Genomic DNA, 22187 nt, shown 5'->3' with positions numbered 1-22187 from the left:
GGCGCACCGGGGCCAAATTGATGTGGTGCCATGCCTGTGGAGTGGAGCCGCGCACGGCACCACGCTCACGGGTCAGCGGCTGGCGAAATACATGGTGACTTCAAAGCCGATACGCAGGTCGGTGTAGGCAGGTTTAATCCACATGATCGAGTTCCTCATTGTTGTTGGATGGTTAATCTTGAAAAAGCTGTTCGCATCCTTGCTCGACATCTTGGCGAGTCCGGTCACGCCGGCTCGCCACCATTGCGTTACTTCAGTGCAATCACGGCGCTGCCTTGGCCGACTGTTGTACCTTGAGGTAGTCCGCGTATTCCCGACTCATCACGTATTGCTTGATTTTCTCGACTTCGGCGGGCTCCAACGTGTCTTTGAAAGAAGGCATGCCCAAAGGCTTCAGAACACCGTCAAGGACGATCTGTTGGAACAGGCCACGCCGCGCCTCGTCGGATTTGCGTAAGTCGGGAATCAATCCGCCGCTGATTGCGCCCACGCCGTGGCAGACGGAGCAATAGGTGCCGAACATCTGTTGGCCTGCGGCGAGGTCTGTGGCGGACACGTCGACCGGTTTCGGTATGCGGCTGACGACCTGCGCTTTCTCCGGTAATGGCGGTAGAGAGTCCGTGCCGCCGAGTTTGAACACCAACAGGCGACTGACGTTGCCCACCCCCGGCGCATTAGCCGCATCACCGCCGATCAAAGGCGCGACACCGCCCCAACCAGCCATTACGGCAATGTACTGCTCACCTTCGAAACGATAACTGATGGGGGCAGCGACGATGCCGGTCTGGGCCGCGAAGGACCACAGTTTCTTGCCCTTGTCAGCAGAGTAGGCGATGAGGTTGCCGTCGGCCGTGCCCTGGAACACCAGATTGCCCGCGGTGCTCAGGGTGCCGCCATTCCAGTAGTGCGGGTAGGGCACACGCCAGGCTTCTTTTTGCTTCACCGGATCCCAGGCCAGTAACGCGCCGGACACCACCTCGCGCGGGATCTCGGTGGCGTCGGAGAACCCGGCGCCGGTGTTGAATGCCTTGCGCTTGGTGAAGTCCTTGCCTTCGTTGCGATAGACGCCTGGAATCTCCTGATAGGGGATGTACACAAGGCCGGTCTGCGGGTTGAACGACATCGAGTGCCAACCGTGGGCACCGAACGGGCTCGGCCACATCACTATGGGTTTGTCTTTGTAGCGCACGCCCGGTGCTTCCACCGGTTTGCCGGTCGCCATGTCGATCTTCTCGGCCCAGGTCACTTTGCCGAATTTTTCAGCGGAGATCAGTTGGCCGGTCTCACGGTCAAGCACATAGAAGAAACCGTTCTTCGGCGCCTGCATGATCACTTTGCGCGGTTTGCCGCCAATTTCGAGCTCGGCCAGGGTGAGCTGCTGGGTGGCGGTAAAGTCCCAGGAATCGCCCGGTGTCACCTGATAGTGCCAAGCAAGGCGGCCGCTGTCTGGGTGGATGGCCAGGATCGATGACAGGTAGAGGTTGTCGCCGCCTTGTGGGCTGCGGATATTGCGGTTCCACGGCGAACCGTTGCCGGTGCCGATATAGAGCAGGTCGAGCTGCGGGTCGTAGGCCATGCTGTCCCACACTGTGCCGCCACCACCGAGTTTCCAGTACTGGTCGCCGGTCCAGGTCTTGGCTGCCTCGGCCAGTTCCGGGTGCTCATAGGGCTTGTTCGGATCGCCCGGCACTGTATAGAAGCGCCACTCCATCTTGCCGTTTTCGGCGTCGTAGGCAGAAAAGTAACCGCGCACACCGTATTCGGCACCGCCGTTGCCGATGATCACCTTACCTTTAACGACCCGTGGTGCACCGGTAATGGTGTAGGGCAGGCTGTTGTCGGTTGTCTGCTGGCTCCACACCTGTTGGCCGTTCTTGGCATCGAGTGCGATAAGGCGGCCGTCGAGGGTAGCGATGTAGACCTTACCGTTCCACAGCGCGACACCGCGGTTGACTGCGTCGCAGCAGGCATCGCGAGCTTTGCCGCGGTCAATCTGGGGGTCGAATGTCCACAACACTTTGCCGGTCTTGACGTCGACGGCGATGGCGCGACTCCAGGACAAAGAAGCGTAAAGCACGCCGTCAGAGAATAGCGGCGTGGCTTCCAGGCCACGGTGGTTGTCGAGATCGATGTGCCAGGCCAGACCCAGTTGGTTGGCGTTTTGCTCATTGATCTGCTTGAGCGGGCTGAAGCGCTGCTCATCATAGGTGCGACCATGGCTGAGCCACTGGCTGCCGTCGTTCTCGCTGGCGATGATGGCGGCTTGGTCGACTTGGCTGGCGCCAACCAGGGGAGCCAGCAGGGCCAAGGCCAGGCTAGCGAAAATCAGAGGTGCTGACTGCGTCTTGATCATTACGCAAGACTCCTTTTGTACTTGTTGGAGGTGGGTCGCTTTGCGCGCTTTCTGCGCGGGGAATGGCGCGTGAAAGCTAGAACATTTGCAGAACGCGGAGATTGATGCGTTTGTCCTCCTTGAAGCCGTTGTCTACGGAGATGTCTTGGCCATAATTGACCATCAGCTGGGTGCTCGGAGTGACGAAGTAGGATGTCCCCACTGTGTATTTGCTGGTGCCGGGCTTGTCGTCCATGCCCAGGTCATTGATTTCGCTTTCGCCGCCCCAGAGCTTCGAAATCCCGGCACGCACATCGAAGCGCTCGGTAAAGTTGTAGCGCAGAAAAGCCTGGCCTTGATAAAGCGGATCCTGTTTTTGGGTGGCGCTGGAATTACCGTATTCGTCGTTGTCGCCAAATACCGTCACATCGCCCACCAGATCGAGGGTCAGCTTGTCGGTCAGCCCGGTGATATAGCCGGCTTGCAAAGCGAACTTCCAGCGATTCTCGCCGAGGTTGATCGCGCTATGTTTGTCATAGCTGCCGGTGGGCACGTAGAGGAAAGGAGTGATGCCGAAGTAGCGGCGCTGTTCAGGCTGATTCAGTAGCCAGACCGTGGCGGCGAGGATCAAGTCGCCGGTGCCGCTGTCACTGCCAAGATCCTGCAAATCGTCCTTGGCTCGCACATTGCCGAACGGCAGGAGAAACTGTGGGTCGACAATGTAATCGCCGAGCTGCATAAAGTGGACACCCCGCAGGATGCCTACATCTGAATCCAGGCCAGCTTTGATCGGTACCTTGTGGCTGTCGGCGTATAGGGCATTGCGTTCGGTGTGTTGGTAATAGAGCAAGCCCAGGTTGGTGCCTGCCGGAAGGGCAGTGTAATCGCCAGCATCAACGTCCACCGCCGAGGCGCTGCCGGAGAAACCGAAGAGCAGGCCCAATAGCGAAGCATGCAACAGATAAGCTGGACGGAGCTCGCGTGGCAACCACGCAGGGCTGAGGCGAGCTGGCTCTGTGCTCATTTTCATAACATCACCTTTATTGTTTTTGTTTATGATCAAACTTAGTGCCGGAGCGCATACCGGACTAACGTGAAGTCATTGAGCAGAGCCTGTGCCAGTTTTTTGTTTTTTATAAAAAACTCTTGAAAATCAATAATTTGAATAAAAATAAGAGTTATCGAACGAAGCGCAGGATTTGTCCCGTTGTATCGCTGCCTCAAATTGAGACAGTGGCTTGGGGCCGGGCTGGCCCAGTTCGAGACATTCGCCCCCGAGACGCATGCCATGCACAAATCCAGCAACACCCCTACGACGCCCCCTTCGCGCAAGCGTTTCGTCGATTCCCAAGTGGTCGCGCGATCCTGGCAGCGCTCACAGAACTACGGTCTGTGTCAGCGCGACAGTCTGCTGTTCGATGCCCCGGTGGTCGCCAGCGGTGCACAAATAGCTGAAAGTAATCACCTGCTGCTTAAGTGCTCCACCCCGGAAATGGAGCAACTGCATGTCGCCCTGTCGCCGAAGGACTGGGTGCTGGCCTGCATCGATCTGGAAGGAGTGGTGGTCAGCAGCCTAGGCCGGCGCAGCACCGACAACCGTGAGTTGAACCAGGTATTTCGTGTCGGGGCGCAGATTTCCGAGCAGAACGTTGGCACCACCGCGCCGAGCTGCGCCCTGAGCGAGCGCGACTCGGTGTTTTTCGTCGGCGAGGAGCATTACCTGGAGGAGGCTCGCCGGTTCTCCTGCCTGGCCACGCCGATTTTCGGCCTGGATGGCGGCATCGTCGGGGTGCTGGACGCCAGCAGCAAACACGGCGTGCCCTCGGTGTACACCCTGGATTCCCTGGTGTTTGCCGCTCGTGCCATCGAAAACCGCATGTTCGCCCAGCTGGGTGATGTGCTGCTGGTGCACCTACACCACCGCCTGGACATTCTCGGTACGCCACTGGAAGGCCTGCTGGCCTTCGATCCGGCCGGTAAGCTGCGCTGCGCCAACCGCATCGCCGGACAGTTATTGAAGCTTGGCGAGATTCAGTCCGGCCTGGATTTCGCCGAGCTGTTCGACGTGCCTTTCGTCCATGCCACCTGCTATTGCCGCCACGATCTCAGTGCGCCGCTGCGCTTGCGCAGCCACCACAGCGGCGAACTACACGCCTGCATCACTCTGAGTCCCGACCAGAAAATGACGCGGGTGCCGCGTTCGACTCCTATGGCTGCAACTACCGTCGAGCAGTTGCCCTCGTCCGAGCCCGGCCCCTGCTTGCAGGATTCGGCCTTGCAGGACGCTCTGACCCGGGCACGCAAGGCCTTCTCCCATGACATCCCGGTGCTGATCAACGGCGAAACCGGCACGGGCAAGGAGGTCTTCGCCCGTCTGCTGCACGAAGGCAGTCGCCGCGCTGGCGAGGCCTTCGTCGCGATCAACTGTTCGTCCATCCCGGCCAGCCTGATCGAATCGGAACTGTTTGGTCACGTCGAAGGTGCCTTTACCGGCAGTCGCAAGGGGGGCGCCAGCGGCAAGATAGAACAGGCGCACAAGGGCACCCTGTTTCTCGACGAGATCGGCGACATGCCCCTGGAACTGCAAGGTCGCCTGCTGCGCGTGTTGCAGGAGCGAAGCCTTAGCCGACTTGGCAGCAGCCAGGTGATCAAGGTGGACTGCGCGCTGATCTGCGCCACCCACCGAGATCTCAAGCAGCTCAGCGCCAACCAAGGCTTTCGCGAGGATCTTTATTACCGCATCAATGGCCTGCGCGTATTCCTGCCAGCCCTGCGCGAGCGCCGCGACCTCGAAGCGCTGATCCAGCACCTGTTGTACGCCGCAACCACCGCACACAAACCGCTCAGCCTGAGCAAAGCCGCGCTGCAGGCGCTGTTGATCTACCGTTGGCCGGGAAATGTCCGCCAGCTTAACCAGACCCTGCGCCTGGCTGCTGCCTTGGCCGAGAGCGACGGGGAAATCGACCTGCAGCACCTGCCTGACGACGTACTGGAGGATTGTGAAGTTCAGCTCGGGTCAACGGCAGGGACACCGCAGCCGCAGGCGGGGGATACCCTGCAGGTCTCGGAGCTGCGTGCGATCAAGGCGGCGGTGGACGCGAACGGTGGCAACCTCTCGGCCGCCGCGCGCAGCCTCGGGATAGGGCGGGCGACGCTGTACCGCAAACTGAAGGGAATGGAGGAGAATTAGCGCTGGAGGCAATGCCGCCTTTCAACAGGAACGGCGGCCTTGCCTACGGGGCGGCGATACTATTCGGCGGTACCGGGGTCGATGGTCTCAAGCACTTCTGCCACGCTATTGGCCGGGAAGCCGCCTTGTGCGGCGTGTTCACGAACCAACTGTTCGTTCGCCGCGATGTACAGGCAGTAAACCTTGTCGTCCGTCACATAGCTGTGCAGCCACTGGATCTGCGGTCCCATTGTGCCGAGCACAGCACACGACTTCTGCGAAATGGCTTTGAGCTCTTCGGCGGAGAACTTCCCGGCCCCCGGGATTACCCGTTCGATGACATATTTCGGCATGTGAGTTTCCTTGAAATTGTGGTGGGCGAGCGATGGTGCACGACCCAAAATAAAAAACAGGCAGGGGCCTTGAGGGGCGGTCCCCGGCCTGAAAGGGGTTACAACTTGATCATTACGGTTTTCAGCTCTGTGTAGTGGTCAATGGCGGTCGCCCCCATTTCGCGACCGACGCCGGAGAGTTTGTAGCCGCCGAAGGGCAGCACCGGGTCGAGAGCGCTGTGGCAGTTGACCCAGACCGAGCCGGACTTGATGCGCGGGATCATGCGATGTACCTCGCCCATGTCATTGGACCAGATGCTGGCTCCCAGGCCGTAGGGGTTGTCGTTGGCCAGACGCACGACTTCGTCAATGTCGTCAAAGGGCATGGCCACCAGTACCGGGCCGAAAATTTCCTCCTGGACCAGGCGATGTTTCTGGTCGACGTCAACGATCACCGTGGGTTTTACGAAGTAGCCGGGGCCGAACTTTTCGCCACCGCAGGCGACGGTGGCACCCAAATCACAACCCATCTGGATGTAGTTGTGCACCCGATCCTGTTGCTTGGCGGAGATCAGCGGTCCCATGGCCACGCTCGGGTCGAGTCCGTTGCCAAGCTTCATGTCGTTGGCGATGTCGACGATGTCACCCACCACCCGGTCGAAGTGCTTGCGCTGCACGTACAGGCGCGAGCCGGCGCAGCACACCTGGCCTTGGTTGAAGAAGATGGCGCTGGCAGCACCGGCGGCGGCCACCTGCAGGTTGGCATCGGCCAGGACGATGGTGGGCGATTTGCCGCCCAGCTCCAGAGTGACGCGGGTCATGTTGTCCATGGCCGCTTTACCGATCTGTTTGCCCACTTCCGTGGATCCGGTGAAGGTCAGCTTGTCCACGCCCGGGTGGCTGGTCAGCGCGGCGCCAGCGTTGAGGCCAGTGCCGGTGACCACGTTGAACACCCCGGCGGGATAACCGGCCTCCAGCACTAGTTCACCCAACTTGAGGGCGCTCAGCGGGGTTTCGTCGGCCGGCTTGAGTACCACGCTGCAACCGGTGGCCAGGGCCGGACCGAGTTTCCAGCAAGCCAGCAGGAAGGGGAAGTTCCAGGCGACGATGGCGCCGACCACACCCACGGCCTCGCGACGGATGAAGGCGTGGAAGTCGCTGTCGGGCATTAGTGGCAGGGACGGTTCCACTGTGCTGCCCGAGAGTTTGGTAGCCCATCCGGCCATGTAACGCAGGGAGTCGATGGACAATTGCACGTCCACCAAGCGTGCCACCTGCACGCTCTTGCCGTTGTTCAGGCATTCGAGCTCGGCGATCATTTGGGCATCGCGCTCGATCAGGTCGGCCAGGCGCCAAAGCAGGTTCTGCCGCTCGCGCGGACGCATACGGCTCCAGGTGGAGTTGTCGAAGGCGCGGCGCGCGGCCTGCACTGCACGGTCCACATCGACATGGTTGGCGGACGGCACTTCCAGCAGGACGTTGCCAGTGGCCGGGTTGCGCACCGGCAGGGTCGCGCCGCTGGTGGCGTCCATCCATTCGGCGCCGATCAGCATACGCGGTTGCCTGGAGAGGAATTCGACGGTCTTGGGATGCAGCGGTAGGTTTTCCATGGGCGAGGCCTTGTTGTTGTGGGTCTTGTACCTGACCCCGGAGCAACGCCTGTGCCAGCCTCGCCGAAAGTGCTGCAGGCGCTGGGTGCCTGACCTGCCGGGTTGGCGACCTGAGCAGAAATGGCGAAGCGAGGGCTGTATCGAACCTGTACAACTGTCTCAGAACGGGACAGTGGCGGCGCCGTGGATGCGGCCAGGCCAGCACGAAGGCCAAGTTCATGGAGCTTCGGCACCGCTCGCATGTTTCCTACCGGATATCACCGTGATCTCTGCGCCGGCTTCCTCAAAAAGACTCGACTTCCACCATGGCAGACTCGTCGAGCTGCTGTTGGAGTTGACTTAAGTTCTCCAAAAAATAATAAGTGAGGTGGATCGGCGGCTGGCCAAGCCCTATGTGCCGAGCACCTCCCACCAAATCGCTGGGCAGAAACAGGGTCGTTTATAGAAAAACAGGTGTGTGTTCCCCCTGTTCCCCAACATCTCTATAAGGGGGAACGCCCCAACGCCCCGGAAACATTGGTTGTTCCCACTGTTCCCCGCGTTCCCCACAAAACTAGGTTCCTGTGAAGTCGGCCATGGGTGTTGAGTGGTCATACACTGGCGGCTTCCAGGTCCATGGCTTCGGCATCGACGACATACAGGCGCGCCGATCCGCCACCGGGCAGGCGATATTTTTTGGTCTTGCGACTGTCTCTGTCGGTGTCGCGCTTGGCGAACGCGCCGACCCCGTCCAGTGCCTTGACCACACGACTGAGGCCATAGCCGTTGGCCGCCTCGACCAGCGCCGACTTGTTGAACAGGTACAGGCGTTTGCCCAGGGATACTTCCCAATACCCGGCGCGGTTGAACACCTTGGAGTCGGGTGTGTGGTCATCCACGTCGGAGAAGCGACTGCTGCCGTGCTTGTCGATGAAGTCGAGGATGCCGGCGAGGATCTGCCGGTCTTCGGCATTGCCGCTGCCGACCCGCGCCAGCCACTCGCCATACAGCAACTGGCAGTCGATCAGGGCACTGCCCGGTACCCAAGGCAACAGGCCGTAGGCGATGGCCATTTCCCCAGCCAGGGCGATCACGGCGAAGCGGTCGGCCACACGGCCGGCCTGTGCGTTGTCCTCGACAAACTTGCCGCGTACGTTGGCGAAGTTTTCCAGCAGGCCGGGGCGGTCGTCGCTGGCGAGCAGTTGCTCGACGAACGCGGACCCCAAGTGGCCATGGTGGGCACTCACGGCCACGGTGAGCAGGCGGTGGAAGTCGGCCCCCTCCAGCCCGTGCAGCTCATCGAAGGCGCGGTGGGCCCGAGTGCCGGCATTCACATCGACCATGCGCAGTTCAGCACCGGCATGGGCGGCATTACCGGAAATGGCGGCGTGCTCGGAGAGGGAGCGTTCGCCACTCGACAGGGTGAGCAGGCGCCAGCTCAATTTAGCGCGACCTTCACGCTCGCGGGTCATGGTGCCTTTGCCCTGACCGTTGGCCAGTGAGTAGGCCATCTCCTGGACACGCTTCGGATCGGCGCGCTTGATTTCGTCCAGCGGCAACAGGGTGTCATTGCGCCCGGCGGCCTCGATCTCCAAGCCGCCCTTGGTCACGTCCCAACTGGCGGCGAACACGCCGGGGTCACCCCACACCGACGAGCCAATCAACTGCGCCAGGGACTTACCGCTGGAACTGTCGCCCACCAGGTGCACACCGCCGCCGAGCACGCCGACCAGACTCAGCAGTGGTCCGGCCAGCGCACAACCGATGGCCAACGTCAGCACCGGATTGCCCGCGCACTTGGCGGCGACTTCGCTTTGCCAGAGCGCCAGCTCGCCACGCACGCTGAACAGGTTCTGGCCTTTGCCGCTGGCCTGATAACGCACCTTGTCGCTGCCGAGGGTGCGGCCGGGCAAGACAAACGCGCCCGACTCGTGCCAGCCCGGACGGCTGGTGGTGGCGAAGAGTTCTTCTGGGCGTTGCTCTAGCAGGTACTCCATGAAGGCGCCGCGTTTTTTCAACGCGATGATGACGCCCATGCCGAACAGCTGGCGGCGGGCATCCTCGCCACTGCCACCGAACACCTCCATGGGGATGATCCATTCCTTGATGCCGCTGTCGGTGCACAGGCGCAGCAAACGTCCCTCGCTGCCGTCATCGCTGTTGGTGGTCCGCGCTGTCACGGTCACCGGGCTGGCGATCCATTCATCAATGATCGGGCGGTCGTTGGTGTCGTTGTCGGCGTCGTCCTCATCTTGGCCCGCTGCGCGTTTGAACCCGTGGCGGTACACCCCCGGACGCAACTTGCGGCCCTTCTCATTGGTGACCCACTGCTCGTACACGGCCCAGCAGGGGCGCTCAGGCGCAATGGTCGGCGCATCGGGCCGAAGGCTGATGACGTTGCTGTCAGGCAGGGACATGGGCGCGTTTCCAATTGGCGAGGTCGTTGAAGTCGGTGAGGTCGGCGGGGGCGTCTTCTGGCCATTCCGGGAACGCCACTTGGCCACCCACCATCGCGGCGGCGACATTGGCGGCGGTGCGCCCGGGATTGCCGTCGGTGAGCCGGTCATCGTCGCCGGCGATGAGGATTGGCTGTTCTGGGTAGCGGGCACGCAGGGCGAGCGCTACAGGTTTGAGGTTGCCGCTGTTCATGGCGCAGGCCACGGCGTAGCCGTGCTGATGCAGCGTGGCGCCCGTGGCCCAGCCCTCGCAGATGCACAAGGGCTGGCCCGGCACGATGACGCCCAGTGGCGAATAGCTGCCCTTGATCCGACCACCTGCCAGAAAGCGTTTGCTGCCGTCACTGGTAATGCGCTGCAGGTTGACCAGCTCACCTGCCGCATACAGCGGCACCAACAAGGCATTACCACTCTGGCGCAGGCCATGCGGATGGATGCCCTTGGCGATCAGGTACGGGTGGGCAGGATCAGCGCGCCGCGCATCGCGCCACCAACGCCGAGCGCGAATGGCTGCCTTGAGTTGGCGCTGTTGCTGCTCGGCTTCGCGTTGGCGTTTGGCCTGCCCGATGTGGTGGCGCACTTGCTCGGCTTCACGCGGATCGGCCGGTTCACGGCAGCACCAGGTGCTGGTGCTGCCCACTTTCCAGCTGCCAAACGCGCCCGACGCGATTCCGTCCAGGTACAAGACATACCAGCCGTTTTCGCTGCCCTGCTTGTCGCCGGGAACATGGAAACGATGAATTGCGCCGTCTGGCTCCGGCAGCCAATCGAGCGGGCCATAAACGGACTGAAGCGCGTCACGAAACTGGACTGGTACGGCCTTGTGATGGATGGCATCAGCCGGCCCGGTGACATTCTTCAGGCAAGCCGAGGGCGTCACCGCCGATTGGCAGTGTTGAAAATTCGTCATGATTTAGCCCCTCAGTTCAGGGTGGCAGCGAAACATCGGCTGGCTGGCTTCACCGCGCACAGAGGCACGCCCGAACAACGCTTTGTTGATGTGGGAGCAATCAGTTAACCAACGGTCATGATCCGGGGCAGCCCCGACTTCTTGCTCTTTCACCCAATGTGGTAACTCACCGTGGCAGCGCATTTCGTTGAGCATCGTCCACCAGTGAGAAGCGTGATTGCGCTCAACTTCAATGAGATCAATCAGCGTGCGGCGCTGATCGCTGTTCAGGTCGATAATCGGTGTATCGGGCGTGCAGTTGAGGGTATTCAAAGCGACACCTCCACCACATCCAACTGACCACGCAAACGCTTGGATTGCCCGTCCAGATAGTGCTTCCAATCATTGCCCAGGAACTGGCCAAAACCGGTCAGTTTTTCGAGGTCACGACCCTTGTTGTGTTGCGCATCGGCGCGAATGGCGGTTATCAGGGCGGTCAGCCAGCCGATGTGGTCGTGGGTGGCGTCAATCAGGTTGATAGCTTCGTCGGCGATTTGGTGGGTCTGTAGATTCATTGCGCAGCCCCTTGGGATTCCAGGGCGCGGACTAGGTCCATATGGTGGTTGTAGCGTTTCAAACGAACTGAAAGGGAGGAGTTTGCACGGAGGGCGCTCAAGGCCATTCGGCGGTGAGCTAGTGCGCGAACTTTGGACGGAATGAGGGTAGTCATCGGTGGTACTCCTAACGTGGTGTTGGAGCTGCCACTGACCGTCGCCAAACGATTTAGGGTGGCAGCTGTGCGCAGGTTGGCGAACCGGGACGTTAGGAACCCGGCAGACCCGAAGGTCTCCCGCGCACAGCCACCATAAACAGGATGTGCGGGCACAAAAAAAGCGCCTGCAATCGTTATGGGGGCGCCTGTGCGCCTAACAGTACTCGGGTCGCCAAACCCGGTCGCTGAATTTGCAGCGACGGGCAAACCATAACTCTTACGGGGATGCATGGCAAGCGGAAGGAATGGGTGTGCAATTCTCATGGACACACATCCACCAGGCCGAGGGTGAACTGCAGTTGGTCCCGCAAAACTGGTGAGGTGTTGATAGGCTCCTGGCTTTTCATAGCGCCAATGAGCCACCAGCGAGAGACTGGTTTTTTCACTGCCTCCGTTTGAAACGGAAGATCCCCAAATTGCTGGATCTTGCTAGCGAATCGCTCGACGGGGATCGTGAACTTTTTCATTTCAGACACCCTCGTTGCGCAGGGCAATGCGCTGGCGAACCCAATCCTGTACTTCGGCCAGCACAAAGCCAACCGGCGAACCACGCGACTTGCTATTACTCAGCGGTACTGGGCGTGGAAAGGTTGGGTCGTCCTTCAGTCGCTTGTAGACGGTTGGGCGGGCGAGGCCGGTCATGGCCTCCAATTCAGGCATACGAATGATTATGGTGAAAGGATCGAAATGCTGAATGGCGGACAAAGTGCTTTCAGCTTGAATTGGTGGGATGTTGTACATGTTTGTATCCGGCTATAGGTTCGGGCGGATACAGATTTAATACTCTGACGAACTTTTTCGGTAGGTTGCCGATAAGGCCTGATTTTGTCCGGAAGTTAGCGGTTGTTGCTGGTGTCCGGAAAATTTTTTTTGGAATTGTTTCCGGAAGCTTCGCTGTTCAGAAAGTCTCCGGAATAATTCATAGCTAAATATTTGCGCCAGATTGAGCGGTCAAAGCGTTGTATGTGTCTGCGCGCATTAGTATTTGGGCATTCTTTCTAACCGTTTTTCGCACGTATTCGGAGATGTCAACATCGACTTTGTCAGGAAATAGTAGGTCTGCAATTTTGTGGGCAGCAGGCTTTTCACCAATAGCCCCGAACCAAAGCTCCAGGTCGATATAAGCAAGAAGTCTTTGTTCCGACCATTTTTCAAAGTCTTTGGTTGATATTTTTTGCTTCAGATTTGAGAGGTCAAAGCGCTCTCTTATTGATCTTGCAAATGCTACGGCTGACTTGGCTATAACTTCGTCTGGAGCTGTAATGTCAAGCAGGACAGGTGCAAGCTTGTTGTAGCGAGAAAAATAATTGCGCTCTGATTCGCTTGGCATGTCCCATACGGGAACATACGTGATTTTTTCTTATTGGTTTCTTACAGATTCACTTGCGTCACTGGGCGGGCATCTGGACATAAAACTGTCCGCGTGGACTATGTCGCCAAATAATATGTCAGGGGCGTTGTACGCATATGCGCCAAGGATTTCAGCGTAGTCAAAGGCATCCATGTTAATTATCGCGGTTTCCAGATTATCGTTTTCTTCCTTATTTTTGTTAAGGGAAGCGAGTGTGTCTTGTGCTTGACTGAACGACATCACGAATAAAGCTATCCAGCTTTCATCATCTGTAACGATGTTTTTTAGTTTTATATTGACAAAATTTCGAGTCATGATCGCTTCGTACCAATCCTTGCTGGACTTGCTAACTATGTTTTTATAGTTGTCCAAATCGAACCACTTAGGTGGGAAGCAGGTGTCGTAGTGATACGGTTCAAGTCCTTTTATGCCTTTCAGTACGGACCAGTTTTTTAGCTTGTTCATTCAGTGTCCAGTCATGGGCCGGTAGTTAACGCGGATAGGGTTAAGTCTATATTTGTCTACGCGGCCCCAGAAAGTCCAAAGTCTGCACGCTGCCGAAATCAAATTAGACGAAAGCATCACCAGCCATGCTATCGAGATAGTTCGCATACCATTGCATCATGATTGTCCGCTGAGGAAGGTAGATCGCTTTGTTGTAGACGCCTGCGATTCCCTCTTTGACATGAGAGAGCTGGGCTTCGATATGGTTTTCGTCAAACCCGTGCTCGTTCAAAATCGTCGAGGCGATATGACGGAAACCGTGTCCGGTTTGGCGACCTTCATACCCAAGTCGACGCAAAGCCATTAGGAACACTGTATTGGAGCGGGCTTTGGTCGTATCGCTCCGACCAGGGAACAACATCGGATAGGCCCCAGTGAGCGTCTGCAAATTGCGCAGCAGATCGACAGCTTGGGTTGGTAGCGGCACCAGATGTTCACGCCGACGTTTCATTCGCTCAGCGGGGATCGACCACAGTGCCTTGTCCAGATCGAACTCTGACCAGCGCGCTTCGCGTAATTCAGAGGGGCGACAAGCGAGCATGGAAAGAAGGTGAAGGCCAATACGAATATCAGTGGCGCTCGGGTACGCACGGATAGCCCGAAGAAGTGGCGGTAACTCCTCTGGGGATACATGGGCATAGTTCTCAGCGGCCTTGGTCTGAAGAAATTTGTGCAGCCCCTCCAGTGGGTTATGTGTTGCACGACCGGTAACGCGTGCAAGGTCATAAATTTCCCGGCACATACCACGGACGCGGCTGGTCTGTTCGATGATTCCTTTCTGCTCCATCGCTCGCAAAAACTCCATCCACTCCATTGGCAGGATTTCGCGATAGATGCGTTTGCCAAATACCGGGAATACGTGAAGCTCCAAGGCTCCAATGGTTCGTACCGCGGTGCCATCGCTCCAGCTCTTACGCTTGGCCGCGTACCATTCGCGGGCAAGCGACTCAAAAGTACGACCGGCAGCCTCGTCTTCGGCCGCTTTTCTGGCACGCTTGGTTGCAAGTGGGTTACTACCTTGTGCAGCGTCTGCTCGCAATTCGGCAGCCTTCTTGCGGGCTATTGCGCCGCTGACTGCTGGATAGCTACCTAATCCCAGCCACGACCATTTTCCGTCAGCTTTCTTGTAGCGCAGTTGCCAAGATTTGTTCCCGTCTGGTCGCACGCGCAGGTAAAAGCTGTCGCCGTCATTTTCTCGGTATTCCTTTACCTCCGGTTCGAGGGTTGAAATGACCGTGTCAGCCAATGGGCGGCGCTTGATTTCGCTACGCTTCAATGCATGTATCCCCTAGGTTCAATTTTTTTTGAACGGTACATGGCAGGACACGCGGGCAATGTTTATAGGGGTAGGCAAGGAGGTACAGCCAGAAACAAGAAAGCCCGCACGGGGCGGGCTTCTTGGGTGTTTCGTAGACTGTCTGAGACAGGTCTAGATTGCTATTTGGTGGAGCCGGGGGGATTTGAACCCCCGTCCGCCAGTACTCCGCTGTCGGTACTACATGCGTAGCCGTGTCTATTAAGTTAACCCTCAGCGACCCGACGGGCAGGGTGCTTTGGGCGAGTTGTGTAAGTTTTAGCCGCTTCGTCCACAACGTACTGCACGGCGATTCTGTTCTATATGACAATCACTTTGGGTTTACAGACATCCCCTGATGATTGCTGGACCCGAAGGTACCAGGAGGGAAGGGCTAAGGCTGCTTACGCAGCGAGAGCGTATTCCCCGTAGGTTTCGTCATTGGCAACTATAGGAAGTTGCAACAGTGGATTTACGAGTTCTGTTACCAACTCGGCATGCACCTAAAGTTTCGCAACCGGCGTCGAATCCTAAACGGCCCCGAGCCTGGTGCTCTTTGAATCAAGTGAGCAACAAGCCTGTACAGTGTACGTCAACGTGACTCAGAAGGCCAACCCGAAGGTTGGCCAGCACAAATTATGGGTTGGGCTCGTTGCGCTGTTTGTCAGCGAGTGCCAATGCCTGGATGGCTTCGGTGACGCATTTCTTGTCGTCTCCGGAGGCTTGTGAGGCTTCGGCGCTGGACATCAGTCTTTTGATCTCCATTGTGGTGTTTCCGGAGGTCGCCGGCAGCGCATTCACTTTGCCTTTGAGCTCTTGCAGCTTGCTCGTACAAAGGTTGTTGTCCGCAGCAAATACAGGAGAGGCGAGCATTGCAGCGGAAATGAACAGACCAGCGAGTGCGGTACGTTTCATGGATATCTCCTGGATCGGATGGTCTCGGTGTTGACGTATGAGCGGGCGGCCAGGCCGAGCCCGAAAAACAGCCACGATTGATGGGGCCTATCTAAAAGACTACGACGCAACGCAAGAATTCGTTTTTTTCGGAAAACGTGTCGAGCTTTTCCAGCGATGCGCACGGTTACACATTTCCAGACCCCAGATGCAACAAAACCCGCAACTGGCGGGTTTAGGTTTGCTTCGTATCGGACGCAGCCGGGCTTTGAACACCCGGCTGCCAGTACTCCGTTGTTGATGTACGCCAACAAGGCCCGGAAGGCCAACCCGAAGGCTGGCACTGAGCTGAGAGTTACTTCCCGCCTTTGCTCGCGTTCTTGAGGTCCTGGATGGTTTGGTTGGTCTCGGCGACGCAATCATCAATACCTTTTTTGGTGCCTTTTACATGGTCGGCTTGGGCTTTCTCGACAGAGTCCGCTACTTGCTCAGCCATTTCGGGAGGAATCTGTGCCTTCGCGTTTTCGATGGTTTGCAGATTGACCGCGCATTGGTCTTTTTCGGCCGCAAACGAAGTGGAAGCCATCATGGAAGCTGCAACGAACAAACCTAAAAGCACAGAACGATTCATGTGTATCTCCTTGGACTGAAGAGCCAGGCTTTGCTGGCCATCAAATCGGACTACCGAGTGTTGGGAAAGTCCCGCATTAGCGGGACTTGATCAGTGAACTGCGGCGGCACGTCAGGGTTCTGTTTTTCTACTGTAGAGCTGTCGATTCCGGCAAGTAGAGTAAAGGAATGTACATCTATGCACCTTCCTGTAGATCCTGCTATCAGGGCACCCTAGCCTGGGTAACGCGGTCCACGAGATAGACTAGTCCGTGGTAGTCAATGCCGCCATGTTGCGTCAGACCGATCTCACAGGTGCGGCTGGTAGATACCCCTTCGCTGCATTGTTGCACCGCGTCCTTGAGCGTGCGCAGTGAATGGGCGTTCAACTCCGGCGTGGTGAAGCCCTTGTCTCCGGCGAAACCGCAGCAATGAATACCTTCGGGAATAACCACGTTTTGGCTGCATTTGCGCGCCAGGTCGATCAGCCCCTGGCTTTCCCCAAGGTGCTGGGTGCTGCAGGTCAAGTGCACGGCGATCGGTGCTTCCTGAGGTGTGAACTCCAGGCGATCCATCAAATGCGTGCGGATGAAGCGCACCGGGTCGTACAGGTCCAGACGGGCTTCGCCCAGATCCTGAACCAGGCGCAAGGTGCATGGGCTGGTGTCGCAGTAGATCGGGTCGAGCCCACCGCGGCTGGCGTGAAGCAAGGCGCCAATCAGTTCCTGGCGTTTGTGTTCGGCTTGCTCGGCGTAGCCTTTGGACGCAAACGGCTGGCCGCAGCACAGGCTGTCCAGGTTGTCCGGGAAAACTACCTGATAACCGGCCTTTTCCAGCAGGCCTCGGGTCTTGTCGTGCAGTGACATTTGCTCCTTGTCACCTGCTGCGGGCCCCATGGCCCGTGATACGCACGCGGCCAGGTACACCACCCGCGGACGCTCATCGGTGATCGCCGGGCTGAAGCGGATCGGCCGTTCAGGCTGGGGCATGGCGTTGGTCCACAACGGGACTTGCCCCTTGGACAACCTGGTTACGGCAGCGGAAAGTCTTGCCAGTCGCGGTGCACCCAGCAACAGACGTGCACCATTGGCGACGTGCAGGGTGAAGCGCGCCCCTTGCAGCGCCATGGCGAAGTTTCCTTCAAGCCAGATGGCGGTTTTCGTATGCGTTGCCTTGCGGCTGCGCAGTTTTTTCACCAGTTCGCCGGTATTGATGCCTACCGGGCAACGTTGCGCGCACAGGCCGGTGGCGGCGCAGGTGTCGATGCCTTGGTATTCGTACGCGGCTTCGAGTTCGGCGGTATCGACACCGGCACGTTTTCTCGCCTGAATGTCGCGCCAGATCACGATGCGTTGACGCGGGCTCAGGGTCAGGCCTTTCGACGGGCAGACCGGTTCGCAAAAGCCGCACTCGATGCACTTGTCCACAATCTCGTCGGCGGCCGGCAATGGCTTGAGGTGCTTGAGGTGGATCTGCGGATCTTCGCTGAGCACCACATCCGGGTTGAGAATGCTGTTGGGATCGAGCAGACGCTTGAGCTGCCACATCAACTGGTAGGCATCACTGCCCCATTCCAGCTCGACGAACGGCGCCATATTGCGTCCGGTACCGTGTTCGGCCTTCAGTGAACCGCCAAACTCCACCGCCACCAGTTGTGCCACGTCATCCATGAACGCCTGGTAGCGTGCGACTTCTTCCGCGTTGTTGAAGCCTTGGGTGAAGACAAAGTGCAGATTGCCTTCCAGCGCGTGTCCGAAAAGGATTGCTTCGTCGTAGTGATGTTTGTCGAACAGCTCGATCAGGCGGTTGACGCCGATGGCCAGTTGTTCGACCGGGAAGGTGACGTCTTCGATGATCACCGTGGTGCCGGTCTTGCGCACCGCGCCGACGGCGGGGAAGGTGTCTTTGCGGATGGCCCAGAGACGGGCGTTTTCCTGCGGGTCTTCGGTGAAATCGACCTGCTTTTCCACCGGGAACGCCTTCAGCGACAGCATGATCTGCGCCAATTGTTCGTGCAGTAATGTGGGCGATGCGGCGCGGGATTCGATCAGCAAGGCGCAGGCATTGTTCGACAGGTGCTGTACGAAAGGCGGCATGCCGGGTTTGTCCTGCACTGAACGCAGGCTGCGCCGATCCAGCAGTTCCACGGCCGACACCGGTTGGCTTTTCAGTACGGAGACCGCGTTGCAGCAGGTCTCGACATCCGGGAAGACAATCAGGGCCGAGGCCTTGTTCGGGTGGTCGATCACCGTATCGTAGGTCACGGCACTGATGAATCCGAGAGTGCCCTCGGAGCCCACCAGCAAGTGGCTCAAGATATCCACAGGCTCGTCGAAATCGACCAGGGCATTGAGCGACAGGCCAGTGGTATTTTTCAGACGGTATTTATGGCGGATTCTCGCAGCCAGCTCGGCGTTGGCGCGAGTCTCACGCCCCAGAGTTGCCAAGCGCTCCAGCAGGGCGGCGTGGCTTTGGCGAAAGGCCGCAACGCTGGCGGCATCTTCGGTGTCGAGACGACTGCCGTCGGCCAGCACCAGACGAATGCCGGCCAGGGTGTGATAGGTGTTTTGCGCCGTGCCGCAGCACATGCCGCTGGCATTGTTGGCGACGATTCCGCCGATCTTGCAGGCATTGATCGAGGCCGGGTCCGGGCCGATCTTGCGTCCGAACGGCGCCAGCCAGGCATTGGCCTGGGCGCCGATCACCCCCGGTTGCAGGCGGATTTGCGCGCCTTGCCTACGGATCTCGCGACCGTTCCAGTTATCCCCAAGCACGATCAGCACCGAATCGCTGATCGCCTGGCCAGATAGGCTGGTGCCGGCGGCGCGGAAGGTCACCGGCACCTGATCGCGTTGCGCCAGTTGCAGCAGCGCCACCACTTCATCTTCGGATTCGACGCGGATCACCAGTTGCGGAATCAACCGGTAGAAACTGGCGTCAGTGCCGAAGGCCAGGGTCGACAGTGGGTCGTCGAAACGTCGTTCTTGAGGAATCAGTTGCTGTGCATCGCGCAGGAAAGCGGCCGGTAGACTCATTGGTCCTCCAGGATCAGCACCACCAGGTCTTTCGGACCGTGGGCGCCGTACGCCAGGACTTGTTCGATGTCGGCGGTCTTCGACGGGCCGGACACCAGCAACGCGTTGGTCGGCATGCCTTGCGCCCATTCGAACTCCTGTTGCACCTGATAAAAGTTGTCGCGAATTTCGCTGGCCTTGAGCAGCGCGAAATGCACCGGTGGCGCCAGGCTCATCAAACGTGGTTCTTCCCGTGTCGGCCAGAGAATCAGGCTGCCGGTCGCCGCGATGGCACCGAGACTGCCGGTCAGGCTCGCCGGGGTATCGTTGAACAGCTCGGCTTTCCATTCCTCAACCGGGCGGTCGTAGGCCTTGAGCATCGGCAGATCGGGATTATTCGCCCAGTGTTGTGTGATGCGTTGACCGTGGGGCGTTGTCGGTGCGAAAAGCAGGCTCGGTAACTGGCGGTCCCGCAGCAATTGCGCGAGTAGCGCCGGCCATTGCTCACCGGACGTCAGGTGGATTTCCGTGTGCACCGCCTCCATCAATTTGCGCAGTTGCGCAATGCGTTGCCCGGGAGCGTAAGTGTAAGGCTGGGTCACCAGATCGACATCAAAGTTGTCGGCCACCGGTGTGGTGCCTGTCAGACTTTTACGCAGTTTGGCGAGGATATTTTGCTTGGCGCTCATCAGCGGTCTCCCTTGGCGAAGTGCTCGCGGGCCATGTCATGCAGTGTGCGGGCAGCGGGTTTCGGAGCACTGTGATTTTGCGTCCACGGGCCGACATTGCTCGGCGTGAGGGCGCGCAAGCGGGTGGCGAAGAAGCCGAACAGGCGATACAGCGTCGGCGAACTGTTGAGCTTCGCCCAGGCGTTCCAGAGGAACCGCTCCTTGCGCGAATACTTGCTGCCCTGGCCGCGCATCACTTGATGGGGGCTGTCCGGGGCCTTGACGTTTTCTTCGCGCAGGCGTCGCAGCAACGCAGGGATCGGGATTTTTACCGGGCATACTTCCCCGCAGGCTCCGCACAGCGAAGAAGCGCTCGGGTGGTCCGGGACTTTCGCCAGGCCGACCATGTGCGGTGTGACGATTTTTCCGATAGGGCCGGGGTAAACCTCCCCATAGGCATGGCCGCCAATTCGGGTATACACCGGGCAATGATTCATACAGGCGCCGCAGCGGATGCAGTTCAGGGTCTGGCGCAATTCGCTGTCGGCAAAGGCCTGGCTGCGACCATTGTCGAGCAGTACCAAGTGCACTTCCTGCGGGCCGTCGAGCTCATGCGCTTTGCGCGGGCCGGAGATCATGTTGACGTAAGTGGTGATCGGAATGCCCAGGGCCGAGCGGGTCAGCAGCGACAGCAGTGGCACCACATCGCGCAGGTTTTCTACGACTTTTTCGATGCCGGTGACGGCGATGTGCACCGGCGGCACCGTGGTGGTCATGCGGCCGTTGCCTTCATTTTCCACCAGCAGCAGGGTGCCGGTTTCGGCCACGGCGAAGTTGACGCCGGAGACGCCGATGTCCGCTTCGAAGAATTTCTGCCGCAAGACCTTGCGACCGATCTGAATGAGTTGGTCAACGTCCTTGGTGTACTCCACCCCAAGTTTGTCGTGGAACAAGGACGCGACCTGACCGGCATTCTTGTGGATTGCCGGCATGATTATGTGTGAAGGCTTCTCGTGGTCGAGCTGGACGATGTACTCGCCCATGTCCGATTCCAGGCATTCAATGCCCCGGTCAGCCAGGAAATGGTTCATCTCCATTTCTTCGCTGACCATCGATTTGCCCTTGATCACTTGCCGCCCCTCGTGAGCGCGGATGATCGAGAGGACGATGCCATTGGCCTCGTCCACCGTTTCCGCCCAGTGCACTGTCACACCGTTGCGGGTCAGGTTCTGTTCCAGTTGCTCGAGCAGGTCGGGTAACTTGGAGAGCGCGCGGGCACGGATTGCATTGCCCAGTGCGCGCAAGTGTTCTCTTTCGTGGGCATCGCTGAAAGCTGCTGCCCGTTTGCTCATCAGTGAATCCATCGCCTTGCGAAAGTTGCCTCGCAATTGCGCGTCACCCAGCGCGTTGTGGGCGCGGGTGCGAAAATCTTCTTCTACGGCAACCGTAGGAATAATCGTCGAGGTGCTCATTTCGCACCTCCGGTACGCTGCCAGAGGAAGCTGGCCAGATGTTGGCCGCGCAGCGCTTCTTTCTGTTTCTCCAGCGAGCCGTTGATGTTCATCAAACAACCGCAGTCGGCACTCAACACCTTGTGCGCGCCGGACTCCTTCAACGCCCGGGTCTTGTCAGCCACCATCGCGCCGGAAATATCTGGCATACGGACGCTGAATGTCCCGCCAAAGCCACAGCATTCACTTTCGTGATCGTGATTGACTCGCTCCACATTGCTCAACTGCGACAACAATTCGCGGCCGTGCAGGTGGGTGTTCATTTCACGGCGCGCCGAACACGAGGTGTGCAGCGCCACTTTCACCGGCTCGCCGCTGTCTTTGAGCTGCACCTTGCAGACAAATAACAGGAACTCGGCCAGCTCAAAGGTTCTGGCGGCCAGCGCCTGAACCTGTTTCAACGTATCCGGCTCGTCCTTGAACAAGTCGGCATAGTGTTCGCGCAACATCCCGGCGCAAGAACCCGAAGGCACCACCACCGGATAATCCCCGGCAAACAACGCCAGTTGCGAGCGCGCCACGGTCCGTGCCTGCTCGGTGTAGCCCGAGGTATAGGCGGGTTGTCCGCAGCAGCTTTGCCCTTGCGGGTACTCGACACGAATGCCCTCGCGCTCCAGCAGGTGGATCGCGTCCATCCCGGCTTCCGGGTAGAACAAATCGACCACGCAGGTTCCGAACAGATAGACCCGTGACGGTTTCTCGCTGGGGTATTGCCGAGGCTCGGGCAGTGGCGGGGCGACACGGGTCGCATTCGGCACAGCGTTGTAAAAAAGCTCGCTCATCAGGCGTGTCTCCGGGTGGTC

At 58.9% G+C, this 22187-nt stretch carries 21 protein-coding genes and 1 other RNA gene; 1 reads left to right on the top strand and 21 read right to left on the bottom strand.

All coding sequences use genetic code 11. From position 1 onward, the window contains the following. Window positions 1-72: 72 nt before the first annotated feature. The 3 genes from pqqA to ABIA48_RS11205 form a co-directional block, all read right to left on the bottom strand. Window positions 73-144 (bottom strand): pyrroloquinoline quinone precursor peptide PqqA, encoded by a 72-nt coding sequence (gene pqqA / locus ABIA48_RS11215; protein ID WP_097084786.1) that lies wholly within the window; start codon window positions 142-144, stop codon window positions 73-75. Window positions 145-262: 118 nt separating this feature from the next. Beyond that, window positions 263-2350 (bottom strand): PQQ-dependent dehydrogenase, methanol/ethanol family, encoded by a 2088-nt coding sequence (locus ABIA48_RS11210; protein WP_429492843.1) that lies wholly within the window; start codon window positions 2348-2350, stop codon window positions 263-265. Window positions 2351-2429: 79 nt separating this feature from the next. Then, window positions 2430-3362, bottom strand: a complete 933-nt coding sequence (locus ABIA48_RS11205; RefSeq protein ID WP_429488636.1) for a transporter — start codon at window positions 3360-3362, stop codon at window positions 2430-2432. A 258-nt stretch (window positions 3363-3620) separates the two neighbouring features. Here ABIA48_RS11205 and ABIA48_RS11200 point away from each other — a divergent pair, with 258 nt between their 5' ends. Then, window positions 3621-5522 carry a sigma-54-dependent Fis family transcriptional regulator gene (locus ABIA48_RS11200; protein ID WP_429488634.1) on the top strand — a complete coding sequence of 634 codons (1902 nt, stop codon included), beginning with the start codon at window positions 3621-3623 and terminating at the stop codon, window positions 5520-5522. 59 nt (window positions 5523-5581) lie between these two features. Here ABIA48_RS11200 and ABIA48_RS11195 read toward each other — a convergent pair whose 3' ends face one another. The 18 genes from ABIA48_RS11195 to ABIA48_RS11110 form a co-directional block, all read right to left on the bottom strand. Beyond that, window positions 5582-5854, bottom strand: a complete 273-nt coding sequence (locus ABIA48_RS11195; protein WP_429488632.1) for a DUF4242 domain-containing protein — start codon at window positions 5852-5854, stop codon at window positions 5582-5584. 98 nt (window positions 5855-5952) lie between these two features. Then, the gene (locus ABIA48_RS11190) at window positions 5953-7443 is read right to left on the bottom strand and encodes an aldehyde dehydrogenase family protein (RefSeq protein WP_429488631.1); all 1491 of its coding nucleotides are present in this window, start codon (window positions 7441-7443) and stop codon (window positions 5953-5955) included. Window positions 7444-8033: 590 nt separating this feature from the next. Further along, window positions 8034-9839 carry a DUF927 domain-containing protein gene (locus ABIA48_RS11185; protein WP_429488629.1) on the bottom strand — a complete coding sequence of 602 codons (1806 nt, stop codon included), beginning with the start codon at window positions 9837-9839 and terminating at the stop codon, window positions 8034-8036. Further along, complete coding sequence (locus ABIA48_RS11180) at window positions 9826-10788, bottom strand: toprim domain-containing protein (protein WP_429488627.1); 963 nt, start codon at window positions 10786-10788, stop codon at window positions 9826-9828. Before ABIA48_RS11180 ends, ABIA48_RS11185 begins: the two co-directional genes overlap by 14 nt. A 3-nt stretch (window positions 10789-10791) precedes the next feature. Then, window positions 10792-11100, bottom strand: coding sequence for a hypothetical protein (locus ABIA48_RS11175; RefSeq protein ID WP_429488625.1), 309 nt, complete (start codon window positions 11098-11100; stop codon window positions 10792-10794). Then, window positions 11097-11342: a hypothetical protein gene (locus tag ABIA48_RS11170; RefSeq protein WP_429488624.1), complete on the bottom strand. Its 246-nt coding sequence runs from the start codon at window positions 11340-11342 to the stop codon at window positions 11097-11099. The genes ABIA48_RS11175 and ABIA48_RS11170 overlap by 4 nt, the downstream gene beginning before the upstream one ends. A gap of 457 nt (window positions 11343-11799) precedes the next feature. Further along, on the bottom strand, window positions 11800-12006 hold the full coding sequence (locus ABIA48_RS11165) for a hypothetical protein (protein WP_429488622.1): 207 nt from the start codon (window positions 12004-12006) through the stop codon (window positions 11800-11802). A gap of 1 nt (window position 12007) precedes the next feature. Continuing rightward, window positions 12008-12280, bottom strand: coding sequence for a helix-turn-helix transcriptional regulator (locus ABIA48_RS11160; RefSeq protein WP_429488621.1), 273 nt, complete (start codon window positions 12278-12280; stop codon window positions 12008-12010). A 184-nt stretch (window positions 12281-12464) separates the two neighbouring features. Further along, window positions 12465-12869, bottom strand: coding sequence for a DUF6387 family protein (locus tag ABIA48_RS11155; RefSeq protein WP_429488619.1), 405 nt, complete (start codon window positions 12867-12869; stop codon window positions 12465-12467). A gap of 30 nt (window positions 12870-12899) precedes the next feature. Further along, window positions 12900-13355, bottom strand: a complete 456-nt coding sequence (locus ABIA48_RS11150) for a hypothetical protein (RefSeq protein ID WP_429488617.1) — start codon at window positions 13353-13355, stop codon at window positions 12900-12902. Window positions 13356-13458: 103 nt separating this feature from the next. Next, window positions 13459-14670: a tyrosine-type recombinase/integrase gene (locus ABIA48_RS11145; protein ID WP_429488615.1), complete on the bottom strand. Its 1212-nt coding sequence runs from the start codon at window positions 14668-14670 to the stop codon at window positions 13459-13461. Window positions 14671-14836: 166 nt separating this feature from the next. Continuing rightward, window positions 14837-15230, bottom strand: a transfer-messenger RNA (tmRNA) gene (ssrA, locus tag ABIA48_RS11140). A 94-nt stretch (window positions 15231-15324) separates the two neighbouring features. Beyond that, on the bottom strand, window positions 15325-15603 hold the full coding sequence (locus ABIA48_RS11135; protein ID WP_277534441.1) for a hypothetical protein: 279 nt from the start codon (window positions 15601-15603) through the stop codon (window positions 15325-15327). A 334-nt stretch (window positions 15604-15937) separates the two neighbouring features. Then, window positions 15938-16213, bottom strand: coding sequence for a hypothetical protein (locus ABIA48_RS11130; protein WP_108229198.1), 276 nt, complete (start codon window positions 16211-16213; stop codon window positions 15938-15940). Between the two features lie 202 nt (window positions 16214-16415). Then, window positions 16416-19226 carry an FAD-binding and (Fe-S)-binding domain-containing protein gene (locus ABIA48_RS11125; RefSeq protein ID WP_429488612.1) on the bottom strand — a complete coding sequence of 937 codons (2811 nt, stop codon included), beginning with the start codon at window positions 19224-19226 and terminating at the stop codon, window positions 16416-16418. Next, window positions 19223-19894 carry a LutC/YkgG family protein gene (locus tag ABIA48_RS11120; protein ID WP_429488610.1) on the bottom strand — a complete coding sequence of 224 codons (672 nt, stop codon included), beginning with the start codon at window positions 19892-19894 and terminating at the stop codon, window positions 19223-19225. The genes ABIA48_RS11125 and ABIA48_RS11120 overlap by 4 nt, the downstream gene beginning before the upstream one ends. Next, a complete protein-coding gene (locus tag ABIA48_RS11115) occupies window positions 19894-21345 on the bottom strand; it encodes a LutB/LldF family L-lactate oxidation iron-sulfur protein (RefSeq protein WP_108229195.1) in 1452 nt (483 codons plus the stop codon). Before ABIA48_RS11115 ends, ABIA48_RS11120 begins: the two co-directional genes overlap by 1 nt. Continuing rightward, entirely contained in the window at window positions 21342-22166 is an 825-nt protein-coding gene (locus ABIA48_RS11110) for a (Fe-S)-binding protein (RefSeq protein WP_429488608.1), read from the bottom strand. Before ABIA48_RS11110 ends, ABIA48_RS11115 begins: the two co-directional genes overlap by 4 nt. Window positions 22167-22187 lie beyond the last annotated feature (21 nt).

Source organism: Pseudomonas sp. S30_BP2TU TE3576, assembly GCF_050436025.1.
Classification (GTDB): domain Bacteria; phylum Pseudomonadota; class Gammaproteobacteria; order Pseudomonadales; family Pseudomonadaceae; genus Aquipseudomonas.
This window is presented reverse-complemented; position numbering and strand designations above follow the sequence as displayed.

Bases quoted from the DNA above. Each gene is read 5' to 3' on its own strand.
- ABIA48_RS11205 (WP_429488636.1), bottom strand. From the start codon at position 3,362: ATGAAAATGAGCACAGAGCCAGCTCGCCTCAGCCCTGCGTGGTTGCCA.
- ABIA48_RS11200 (WP_429488634.1), top strand. From the start codon at position 3,621: ATGCACAAATCCAGCAACACCCCTACGACGCCCCCTTCGCGCAAGCGT.
- ABIA48_RS11195 (WP_429488632.1), bottom strand. From the start codon at position 5,854: ATGCCGAAATATGTCATCGAACGGGTAATCCCGGGGGCCGGGAAGTTC.
- ABIA48_RS11190 (WP_429488631.1), bottom strand. From the start codon at position 7,443: ATGGAAAACCTACCGCTGCATCCCAAGACCGTCGAATTCCTCTCCAGG.
- ABIA48_RS11185 (WP_429488629.1), bottom strand. From the start codon at position 9,839: ATGTCCCTGCCTGACAGCAACGTCATCAGCCTTCGGCCCGATGCGCCG.
- ABIA48_RS11180 (WP_429488627.1), bottom strand. From the start codon at position 10,788: ATGACGAATTTTCAACACTGCCAATCGGCGGTGACGCCCTCGGCTTGC.
- ABIA48_RS11170 (WP_429488624.1), bottom strand. From the start codon at position 11,342: ATGAATCTACAGACCCACCAAATCGCCGACGAAGCTATCAACCTGATT.
- ABIA48_RS11165 (WP_429488622.1), bottom strand. From the start codon at position 12,006: ATGAAAAAGTTCACGATCCCCGTCGAGCGATTCGCTAGCAAGATCCAG.
- ABIA48_RS11160 (WP_429488621.1), bottom strand. From the start codon at position 12,280: ATGTACAACATCCCACCAATTCAAGCTGAAAGCACTTTGTCCGCCATT.
- ABIA48_RS11155 (WP_429488619.1), bottom strand. From the start codon at position 12,869: ATGCCAAGCGAATCAGAGCGCAATTATTTTTCTCGCTACAACAAGCTT.
- ABIA48_RS11150 (WP_429488617.1), bottom strand. From the start codon at position 13,355: ATGAACAAGCTAAAAAACTGGTCCGTACTGAAAGGCATAAAAGGACTT.
- ABIA48_RS11135 (WP_277534441.1), bottom strand. From the start codon at position 15,603: ATGAAACGTACCGCACTCGCTGGTCTGTTCATTTCCGCTGCAATGCTC.
- ABIA48_RS11130 (WP_108229198.1), bottom strand. From the start codon at position 16,213: ATGAATCGTTCTGTGCTTTTAGGTTTGTTCGTTGCAGCTTCCATGATG.
- ABIA48_RS11125 (WP_429488612.1), bottom strand. From the start codon at position 19,226: ATGAGTCTACCGGCCGCTTTCCTGCGCGATGCACAGCAACTGATTCCT.
- ABIA48_RS11120 (WP_429488610.1), bottom strand. From the start codon at position 19,894: ATGAGCGCCAAGCAAAATATCCTCGCCAAACTGCGTAAAAGTCTGACA.
- ABIA48_RS11115 (WP_108229195.1), bottom strand. From the start codon at position 21,345: ATGAGCACCTCGACGATTATTCCTACGGTTGCCGTAGAAGAAGATTTT.
- ABIA48_RS11110 (WP_429488608.1), bottom strand. From the start codon at position 22,166: ATGAGCGAGCTTTTTTACAACGCTGTGCCGAATGCGACCCGTGTCGCC.